Source organism: Candidatus Hydrogenedentota bacterium (assembly GCA_018005585.1).
Classification (GTDB): Bacteria; Hydrogenedentota; Hydrogenedentia; order Hydrogenedentales; family JAGMZX01; genus JAGMZX01.
Genome location: JAGMZX010000006.1, coordinates 1 through 6788 on the forward strand (window position 1 = coordinate 1; position 6788 = coordinate 6788).

Sequence of the window (6788 nt, forward strand, 5' to 3'; positions counted from 1 at the left end):
CTTGACAGCTATGACTTCGGGCGCTCTGGTATTGCGCGAATCGACGGCCGGCGCCACCGCTGTGTCGAATCTTGGATGCGAGCCGTGGGACGCGAATCCAGCAACCTGCGCCACGCTGGCCATACCCACGCCATCGAACTTCCGTGCACTCCAGATAACCGACATACACTTCTTCATGCCCAGTCCGCGTCCGCGTCAGGACGAAAAAACGAACGCGGAGCTCCCCCATCTTATCGACCTGACGCAACCCGACCTGCTGCTGCTCACCGGCGACCTGTGGCAGGATAACCCTCAGGGGCGCGGCGAGGAATTCATGCGCTTCGGCATCGAGAAGATCAGCGCGCTTGGCGTCCCCTGGCTCTTTGTATGGGGCAATCACGACAAACTGGATGACTACAAGACGGGGCACGAAGCGTTCACGAGCGCACCGCGCTCCCTGTACCGCGGCGGTCCGGGCGGCGGCAACTATACTGTCCAGATTACCGACCGCGCGGGCAAGCCGTGCTGGGACCTGATTTGTCTCAATTCCAACGAGCGCGGCCTGGGCGCGGCGCAGCACGCGTGGCTGGAATCGCTGCGTACGAGCCGCCAGCAACGGCCGTGCACGTCCCACGCCTTCGCCCTCTTCCACATTCCGCTCAAGCAGTACGACGATATGTGGCAGGCAGGCAAGGCGGCGGGCGCGCGCTTCGAGAAGGTTGCGCACCGCAGCGAGGATGGCTCAACCCTGGGATGGCTCCGGTCGCTGGGGAGCGTGCGCGCCTGTTTTTGCGGCCACGACCACATCAACGACTTTTCGTGCCGCGTCGACGGTATCGACCTGGTCTACGGGCGCGCGACGGGCCACGCAGGCTACGGCGCGAGCCGCGTGCCGAAAGGCGCGAAGATTATCACCGTCAATTGCGAGACCGGCGCATACGCCTGGGAATCCATTCTTGCGGACGGGACGCGCTGGCGCGAAACGTCCGGCGTGCAGATCACGCGCTACGAAGATACGCCCTGGGCGCAAAAGAAGCCGGCGTGAGCAGTGTCTACGCGCCCTCAAATCGGGGTGGCCGTTTCTCCAGAAAGGCGAGTACCCCTTCCGCAAAGTCCTGCGTCCCGAAACTGTCGAACATCTCCTGAATAGCCACGTCCGTGGCGGGGCCCAATTCCATGAGCAGGCTGTCCCAAATCTGCCGTTTGATGACCGACATCGACCGCGGCGAACTGGAGGCAACCAAGCCCTGAGCGTATGCACGCGCCGCAGTGAGCAACTCCTCGTGCGGCACGACGCGGCTCACCAGTCCCAAGCGCAACGCTTCCGCCGCATCCACTTTCCGTCCCGACAACAGAAGGTCCAGCGCGTTTTCCAGTCCTACGACCCGCGGCAGTATCCAGGCAACGCCATGCTCCGCGATAAGCCCTCGATTCACGAACGCCGTGCTGAAAACGGCTCTATCGCTGGCGAACCGGACGTCACAGAACAGAGCGTGGACCAGCCCAAGGCCATACGCCGGTCCGTTGATCGCCCCGATAATCGGCTTGCCTATGCCCGGAAGAAGCGTGTAGGGCTTGCGGAAATCCTCCCGCACGCCCGCGCCTTCGGCGCCTGAGACCTCGTCCCCCGGAATCATGCTCGCGTCGAAGGTTCCCTCCTGTACGCTGCTCAAGAGCCCGAAGTCGGCGCCCGCGCAAAAACCGCGGCCCGCGCCCGTCAATATGATGACGCGCACATCCGTCCGCGCCGAGGCATCGGCCAAGGCGCGCCGCCACTCCGCTTCCATCGAAAAGGTCCACGCATTCAGTTTTTCGGGGCGATTCAGCGTGATTATGGCGACCCGGTCCGCGACTTCATACCGTACTTCATGGAATTCCAACTTAACGCTCCTTTTTCATGCCGGCAATCATCAAGGCTGCTGCACACGGCGCCTGACGCGCGCGTACGCGCCGCGCAGACAATACGGCGGCCGCTATCGCCAGCGCCGACACCAGCAAGTCGCCCCAAGGGGAGCCGGTTTCCGCCGCAACTGACGAAGACTGGAGCGTCTCATGCAGCAACCCTGTCCGTACCGCGCCGCCGTGCGTCACCAACAGGCCCAGGTACTTCTCACCATTCCATTCCAGCCAGAGCGTATGCTCGGGCATCAGCCAGCCCGCCAGGCGGTCCGCGGGCAGCCAGCGCCCGCCCGCCGCGTCATCGAGGAAATAGAAGACGGCCACGTCGCGTGCTGGAACGCCAGACGGAATGGGCAACCATATCCGTTGCGGGACCGGATACGCCGCGCCGGGTTCGACCTCGTATACCGGAACGGCCTCATCCGGCGCGCCGCCATCGCCCGCCAACGACACACGCACCAGTGCGTTCGACTCCAAGGTCAGGTCAAGGCTGCTGGCATCCATGTCGGCATAGTCCGGCTGCAAGACAGGCGTCCGCACGTCCGTCTCGCCGCGGACGACGAACCGATGTTCCACAGGCCCCACGCGGCGTCCCGCGACTGTCTCGGCGCCCGCGCTGAACACGATCTCCGCACCTTCGGTCAAGGACTGCGGCATCGCCCACGCGGCCCAGCCGTCCGCTTCATCGCCACACGCCGAAGGCAGCCATGCGATGGCGTGGTCACATGCATCGCCAACGCGCACCTCACCCCAAACCGACGAGGGCTCGATGGCTTCGCCCGACGCATCGCGCAGCCGCACGTACAGCGTTGCGCCCGGCGCCGCGGCGCGCACGCCGGTTTCCAGCATTCCGCCGGGAAGCGCCTCCACAAATACGGAATCAAAGCCAAACCACGCTTTGCCTCCGCCCGCCGCATACCCCGAATCCGGTCCAGCCAGCCCGCTCGCGCAGTTTTCCGCGCTGCGCGCCCGCACCCAATAAAAGTATGCCGGACCCGGTTCCGGCGCGCCGGCACAACCGCCGCAACCGCCGGCGGTTTCGGGCGCCGCGGACACGTCCGTGAACGACAACGCTGCCAGCCAGCCGGTAACGGGCGCAGCCGTAATGGGGTCATTGGTATCGCTGCGGTACACGCGGTACTCCGTCGCTCCTTCCACCTCGGACCAGATAACCTCCACTCGGTCCTCAAAGAGCCCGTCGCTGGCTGACACGCTCTCGGGCGCCTCCGGCGGGCTCACACAGCCGGCGTCAACGTCGGTTGCGAAAACCGAAACCGTATCCGGCGTGCTGTCCGCCTTGCCGTCATTCACGATGAGCTGCACGACGTAGTGACCGAGGACGTCGGGCGTCAGCAACGGTCTTGGCGTAGTATCCTCGACAAGAAACGCGTTGCTGCCCGGCGGCCGCGCTGAAAGGCTCCACCGGTGCGTCAAGGCGTCGCCGTCCGCGTCGGCGCTCCCGCGTCCATCGAGACGCACCGTCTGCCCGACCAATGCTGAAATGTCCGTGCCGGCGCTGGCCACGGGTTTGCTGTTGGCCGTCGAGACCACCACGGAATCCGGGGCGCTGCTGACCGTACCGTCATGCACCACCAGTTGAACGACGTAGGAACCCGGCGCGTCGATCACAAAGGATGCCACTGCTTCGTTCGCGTTCTGCAGCACGGCGGCGCTGCCCGCCGGACGGCTGGTGAACGACCACGTATACGCGAGCGCGTCGCCATCGACGTCGATGCTGTCGCGCCCATCCAGCGACACGGTTTGCCCCACGAAACGCGTCTGGTCCGAACCTGCTCGCGCGACCGGGGCGCTGTTTTCGGTGCTGACCGTCACCGTATCCGCTTCGCCGGTCCTGATACCGTCGTTTACGACCAGGCGCAAGACATATTCGCCGGACGCATCGACCTGGAACCGGGGCGACACCGTACCACCGTCGAGAAGAACCGCCTCGCTCACTGGCGGCCGGCTCACAAAATGCCACAGGTATTCGAGCGGGTCGCCGTCCACGTCGTAACTGCCGCTGCCGTCGAGCGACACCGTATCACCGACGAACGCCGTGGCGTCCGGTCCCGCATCCGCCACGGGCGCGCTGTTTTCGGTGCTCACCTGCATCGTGTCGGGCGCGCTGCTCTCCGCACCGTCATGGACGACAAGCTGCACGATATACGTGCCGGCCACGTCCACTACAAATTGCGGACTGACCGTATCCGCGCCGTCCAGCACCGCGGCGCTGCCCTCCGGACGCGAGGTGAAACTCCACTGGTACGACAGTTCGTCATTATCCGGGTCGCTGCTGCCGCTGCCGTCCAGCACCACGGTTTCCGTCAGGCCACGGGTCTGGTCCGGCCCGGCGTCCGAAACGGGCGGACTATTGATCGTGGTAATGCGCACCGTATCCGGGTCGCTGCTTAATTCGCCGTCGTTTACGGTTAATTGGACAACGTAGTCACCCGGCGCGTCTACGACGAAATTGGGGCGCACGGTGTTTGCCTGCGCGAGCATAGCCGCGCTGCCCGCCGGCCGCGAGGCAAAGCTCCACGCGTAGGTCAGCGGGTCATTATCGGGGTCACGGCTGGCGCTCCCGTTCAAGAACGCCGCTTCACCGACTTGCTTGCTCTGGTCCGCGCCCGCATTCGCCACCGGCGCGCCGTTCTGCGTGCTCACCTTGACCGTATCGGGCACGCTACCCGCTTTGCCGTCGTGTACGACGAGCTGAATCACGTACTCACCCGTACGGTCCAGCGTGAAGAACGGGGTCACCGATGCCGGATTGATCAACGTTGCCGCGCTGCCCGCCGGCCGGGACGTGAGACTCCATGAGAACGTCAATTCATCGCTGTCGGGGTCGGAACTGCCGCTGCCGTCCAGTGTCGCGACCGTGCCCACTTGGACGTGTTGGTCCGGACCGGCGTTCGCCACCGGTGCGCTGTTAATCGTGCTGACGGTTACGGTGTCTGGCAAACTGGCAAGCGCGCCATCGTTGACAACCAACTGCACGATGTACGCACCCGCAACATCAACCGTGAAAGAAGGGCGCACCGTCGCGGGCGCGGTCAGCGCCGCCGTGCTCCCCGCGGGGCGCGACAGAAACGCCCACGAGAAGGTCAATTCATCCTGGTCCGCGTCCGAGCTGCCGCTTGCATCGAGCGTGACCACGTCTCCAACGCGCGCCGTCTGGTCCGCGCCGGCGCGGGCCACGGGCCGCGTATTGCTGGTACTGACCGTCACCGTGTCCGGAGCGCTGTTGACGGCGCCATCGTTCACCACCAATCGCAGGAGATACTCTCCGTCGGCGTCCGCGATAAAGGTGGGCCGCGCGGTCGCCGCGCCCGTCAGCGCCGCCGCGCTGCCCGCCGGGCGTGACAGGAACGACCACGAAAAACGCAATCCGCCCGACACGCCGTCCACGTCATAGCTCGCGCTGCCGTCCAGTGTCACCAATCCGCCCACGGCAACGGTTTGGTCAGACCCCGCATTGGCCACGGGAGGACTGTTCTGCGTGCTGACCGTCACCGTGTCCGCCAGACTGTTGTCTTCCCCGTCATTCACGACCAGTTGCGCCACGTAGTCGCCCGCAACGTCCACGGTGAACTGGGGGTTTGCCGTGCCCGCGCCTGAAAGCACCGCGGCGCTGCCCGCCGGCCGCGACACCAGCGTCCATGCGAACGTCAATTCCCCGCTCCCGTCCGGATCGTAGCTACCGCCGCCGTCCAGCGTGACCAACGCGCCCACCGCGACCGTCTGCGCCGGACCCGCCACCGCCACGGGAATCTGGTTGTCCGTCGTAATCACAACATTGTCCGGCGCGCTGTCGTCGATGCCGTCGTTCACGACCAATTGCGCGACATACACGCCCGGCGCATCCACATCGAAGCCGGGTGTCGCGCTTGCCGGATTTTCAAAGGTTGCGGCGCTGCCCCCGGGGCGCTGGCTGAACGACCATGCGTACGTCAGCGTATCGCCGTCGTCATCCTGGCTGCCTCTGCCGTCCAACGCCACGCTTCCACCGACGGCCGCAGTCCTGTCCGCGCCCGCATAGGCCACGGGAGGCCGGTTCAATCCGTGGACGGCCGTCGTGTCCGGTGGACTGTCCAGCAAGCCATCGCTCACCTGGAGCTGAATCACGTAGTCACCCCGGACATCGACCGTGAAACTGGGCGTCTGGGCGTTCTTGTCATCGAACTCGGCGGCACTGCCCGCGGGTTTCTCCAGAAACGTCCAGAGGTAAATCATGAAGTCATTATTCGGGTCCTGGCTGCCGGTTCCGTCCAGCGTGACGACATCGCCCAGATAGGCGTTCTGGTCCGCGCCCGCATCCGCCACGGGCGGCTCATCGACCTCGACCGTCGACTGAAAATTCACCAGATACGCGCCCGGACCACCATAGTCCAGCAAATGCAGCAGGCTCTCCTCCTCCGTACCGCCGCCAAGCAGTCTTATCGTGCGCCGTGTCAGCCAACAATTCTCCGGCGGCAGCACGCGCCCGTCATCGCGGAATACACGTCCCACGATGTACGTATCCGGGAGCGGGTTATCCACCATGAGGTATCCCCACTCCGCGGGCATGGATGCCGTGAGCCTGTACGCGAGTTTGGCTTGTTTGGTCACCGGCCCGAAGACGACATTGCTTGCCTGCGCCACAAAGTCCTGCTCGCCCGCGCCGGTCCACAGGACATCGGGCGCGCCGTCCCCCACTTCGTTCAACAAGAAGTCCGGAATCTCGTCATCCTCGGGCAAATCGGCGCGCACAACGCGCACCAGATGGAACGTATCGATGATGGTCACCGCATCGAAGCAGGCGCGGCCTTCCGGGTCTTCCCTGGACAACAGGGCCGCCAGGCCGGTCATGTAACCGCTGTACGCGCTGCCGAACGTCCATGCCGCCACCCGGGCGTTGCCCGGCAAAACGT

At 65.1% G+C, this 6788-nt stretch carries 3 protein-coding genes; 1 reads left to right on the forward strand and 2 read right to left on the reverse strand.

The genetic code is table 11. The features are described from left to right. A partial coding sequence (locus KA184_01795; protein MBP8128284.1) for a metallophosphoesterase occupies window positions 1-1024 on the forward strand: 1024 nt, incomplete at its 5' end. 7 nt (window positions 1025-1031) lie between these two features. Here KA184_01795 and KA184_01800 read toward each other — a convergent pair. Beyond that, window positions 1032-1859 (reverse strand): enoyl-CoA hydratase, encoded by an 828-nt coding sequence (locus tag KA184_01800; GenBank protein MBP8128285.1) that lies wholly within the window; start codon window positions 1857-1859, stop codon window positions 1032-1034. Between the two features lies 1 nt (window position 1860). Then, window positions 1861-6765, reverse strand: a complete 4905-nt coding sequence (locus tag KA184_01805) for a hypothetical protein (protein ID MBP8128286.1) — start codon at window positions 6763-6765, stop codon at window positions 1861-1863. Window positions 6766-6788: the final 23 nt, after the last annotated feature.